Origin of the sequence: Sphingomonas sp., assembly GCF_035758555.1 — a bacterium.
Classification (GTDB): Bacteria; Pseudomonadota; Alphaproteobacteria; order Sphingomonadales; family Sphingomonadaceae; genus Sphingomonas_B.
Genome location: NZ_DASTXI010000230.1, coordinates 1 through 3,244, shown reverse-complemented (window position 1 = coordinate 3,244; position 3,244 = coordinate 1). Strand labels below are relative to the sequence as shown.

General features: G+C 67.8%; 5 protein-coding genes and 1 pseudogene. 2 read left to right on the top strand and 4 right to left on the bottom strand.

Translation table 11 applies throughout. The features are described from left to right. Positions 1–743, top strand: a 743-nt coding sequence (gene ribA / locus VFT73_RS13830) for a GTP cyclohydrolase II (protein WP_326412425.1), incomplete at its 5' end; no start/stop codon positions are given. Here ribA and VFT73_RS13825 read toward each other — a convergent pair. Continuing rightward, complete coding sequence (locus VFT73_RS13825) at positions 740–1,402, bottom strand: HAD family phosphatase (RefSeq protein ID WP_326412423.1); 663 nt, start codon at positions 1,400–1,402, stop codon at positions 740–742. The two genes, ribA and VFT73_RS13825, sit on opposite strands and share 4 nt — an antisense overlap. Continuing rightward, positions 1,399–2,058: a YggS family pyridoxal phosphate-dependent enzyme gene (locus VFT73_RS13820; protein WP_326412421.1), complete on the bottom strand. Its 660-nt coding sequence runs from the start codon at positions 2,056–2,058 to the stop codon at positions 1,399–1,401. The genes VFT73_RS13825 and VFT73_RS13820 overlap by 4 nt, the downstream gene beginning before the upstream one ends. A gap of 22 nt (positions 2,059–2,080) precedes the next feature. On the opposite strand from VFT73_RS13820, the gene VFT73_RS13815 reads away from it, so the two are divergent. Further along, a complete protein-coding gene (locus VFT73_RS13815) occupies positions 2,081–2,611 on the top strand; it encodes a thiamine phosphate synthase (RefSeq protein WP_326412419.1) in 531 nt (176 codons plus the stop codon). On the opposite strand, the gene VFT73_RS13810 is transcribed toward VFT73_RS13815, so the two are convergent. Beyond that, positions 2,608–2,913 (bottom strand): hypothetical protein, encoded by a 306-nt coding sequence (locus tag VFT73_RS13810; protein ID WP_326412417.1) that lies wholly within the window; start codon positions 2,911–2,913, stop codon positions 2,608–2,610. The genes VFT73_RS13815 and VFT73_RS13810 overlap by 4 nt on opposite strands. A gap of 119 nt (positions 2,914–3,032) precedes the next feature. Further along, positions 3,033–3,244: pseudogene (locus VFT73_RS13805) on the bottom strand (hypothetical protein); the annotation flags it as partial.

The following is a 3,244-nucleotide window of genomic DNA, read 5'->3' as shown; positions in this document are numbered from 1 at the left end:
AAGGCCCATTCCGCGCAAGGCCGGTCGGGGATCAGGCGGCCGCGGACGCGGCACTGGAATTGGCGCGGATCGCAGGCGTGCTCCCGGCCTTTTTCGTGCGGGAAGCGGCGGCGCAGGATTCGCTTGCGCCCGCCGATATCGACGCGTTCGCCGACCCCGCCAAGCTTCGCATCGCGACGCGCGCGCGCCTGCCGGTCGAGGCGGACGAGCATGCGGAGATCGTTGCCTTCCGCTCGGGCGACGGCGGCGACATGCACGTCGCGCTGATCCTCGGCCAGCCCGACGGAACGCCACCGCTGGTCCGCCTCCACAGCGAGTGCCTGACCGGCGACGTGCTCGGGTCCCTGAAGTGCGATTGCGGACCGCAGCTTCATGCCGCGCTGGGCGAGATCGCCGGCGCCGGCTGGGGCATCCTGCTCTATCTGCGCCAGGAAGGCCGCGGCATCGGCCTGATCAACAAGCTGCGCGCCTATGCGCTGCAGGACCAGGGCTTCGACACGGTCGATGCGAACACGCGCCTCGGATTCCGCGTCGACGCGCGCGACTTCCGCATCGCTGCGCGGATGCTGGAGCTGCTCGGCCAACGGCGCATCCGGCTGCTGACCAACAACCCGGCCAAGGTCGCCGAGCTGCAAAGGGGCGGCATCGAGGTCGTCGAACGCGTCCCCCACCGCGTCGCGCCCAACCCGCACAACGAGAAATATCTCGCCACCAAACGCGACCGCACCGGCCACCAGCTTTAGGCGATCAGCCGCATCACCTCTTCGAAGTCCGCCGCGATGTCATGCACGCCGAGGGCACGCAGCTTGTCCGCGTGGCCGGGCAGACAATGGGTGCCGGCGCAAAGGCCGATCACGTGCGCGCCCGAAGCCACTGCTCCCGTGACGCCGACGATCGAATCCTCCAGGATCGCCGTGCGGCGGATGGCGATCCCCAGCGCGTCGGCGGCGTGCAGATACAGGTCCGGGGCCGGCTTGCCGCGCGCGACGTGTTCCTTGCCGCTGAACACCTTGTCGCCGAACGCGTCCGTCAGCCCCAGATGGGCGAGATGCGTCTTCACCCAATGCGTGCTGCTCGACGAAGCCACGGCCTTGGGCCAGTCGTCGGGCAACGAGCGCACGAAGGCGACCGCGCCGGCCACTTCCGCCAATCCTTCGGTCAGCACGCGCGCATCCTCCTCGGCGCGGCGCGGGTAAAATTCAGGCGGGAGGGCCGTCCCGATCCGCGCCTCGATGGCGGCGATGAAGTCGGGCCCGCTGAGCCCGGTATAGTGGGTCAGCGTGTCCTCACGGCTGTGCGGGAAGCCGAGATCGGTCAGCAGCTCGGCAAGCTGCTCGTTCCCCGCCGCCTCGCTCTCCAGCAGCACGCCGTCGAAATCGAAAATGATGCCGTCGAACCTCAAGCGCGTGCCCCGAACAATGCGGACCCAACCCGCACATGCGTGGCGCCCAGCATCACCGCGGTCTCGAAATCGTCGGACATGCCCATGCTGAGGAGCGGCAGGCCCTGGTCGCGCCCGAGCTTCGCGAGCAGCGCAAAATAGGGGGCCGCTTCCACGCTGGCCGGGGGCACGCACATCAGGCCGGAGATCGCCAGCCCCGCCCCGTGCGCTCGCTCCAGCAGGGCAGGCAGCTCCGCCACCTCGCAGCCGCCCTTCTGCGGCTCGTCGCCGATATTCACCTGCACGAACAGGGTCGGGCTGCGTCCTGTCGTGTCGATCGCGCGCGCCAGCGCTTCGACCAGCGACGGCCGGTCGACCGAGTGGATCGCATCGAACAACCGCACCGCCGCCTCGGCCTTGTTCGACTGGAGCTGGCCGACCAGGTGCAGCTCCAGATCCTCGTAGCGCTCGGCGAGCGCGGGCCATTTGGCTTCCGCTTCCTGTACCCGATTTTCGCCGAACACGCGCTGGCCCGCTTCGATCAGCGGCACGATCGCTTCCGGCGGATGGGTCTTGGACACAGCAATCAGCGTCACGTCGGCGGAGTCGCGCCGCGCGACTTTGGCGGCGCGGGCGATCCGTTCGCGGACCTCGGCAAGGCGTTCAGTTTCGAGCATCGGCGCTGCTATAGGCAGGGCGATGAGCCGCCGCCACCTTGCCCTGCCGCGCGTCTGGATGCTGACCGACGAACGGCAGGGCGAAGCGATGTGGCGCGCCGTCGCCCGCTTGCCCAAAGGCGCCGGCGTGATCGTCCGCCACTATTCGCTGCCGCTCGCCGAGCGGCTGGCCATGGCCCGACGCATCCGTGAGCAGGGCCGCTTCGTCGCATTCGCCGGCACCGAAAAGGAGGCGCAGCAAGCCGGCGCGCGAGCCGTGTACGGCGCTAGCCGGGGCCGCAGCACACTTCCCCGCCTCTATCCCGTCCACAATCGCAGCGAGATCAGGGCAGCCGAGCGCGCCGGCGCTTCCCTACTCCTGCTCTCCCCGGTCTTCCCGACCTGCTCGCACCCGGGCGCAAGAACCTTGGGTCCACACCGCTTCGCCCCCCTCGCAGCCTCCGCACGCACACCCGTCCTCTCGCTCGGCGGCATGACGTCAACCCGGTTCCGAAGACTGCAGCCGCTCGGGGCGGACGGTTGGGCGGCGATTGACCACTGGATAGAAAGCTAGCGCGCGGGAATGAACTGCGTTTCGCTTTGATGCGGCAGGCCAGGCAGGTTCATTGTCGCGCGGGCGTCGAGTCCAACCTTTCCGTCCTTCAGTACGACCGTCAACGTGCAACCGTCTTCGGGACCATTCGAGGCGAAAAACTCTTCGCCAAGAACCGCGGACATAGCTGCATCGGGAGTGTCCGGCTCCGCCGGTGCGGCTTCGGGGATAAGAATGCTTCCTCGATGGGAAACAAACATTGGTCCGCCGCGGCGAGGAAAATAGACGCGAACACCTTCATTGGAGACACGCACGTCACTCACCCAGCAAATGCCAGAGCTGGGCTCGTCAGCCGCCGCCACGTTAGAGCCAGCCATCAATAGCGCTAGTATGGCAAATAACCGCCCGAGTTCGTGAAAGACCGACAGGGCCCTCACCCCAATCAGAACTTGAACGCGGTCCCGATATACACCGCCTGGCTGTCGCGGCGGCCGTCGTCGATGATCTGCAGGCGATCGCGGCGTTCGGCCTTGTAGCGGACGCCCGCGGTCACATCGAGGTTCTTGGTCAGCGAATAGGAGCCGCCGAGATCGAAGTTGACGCTGCGGCCGCCGGTCAGGTTCGCCGAAGCGACGTCGACGGGGCGATCCTGCC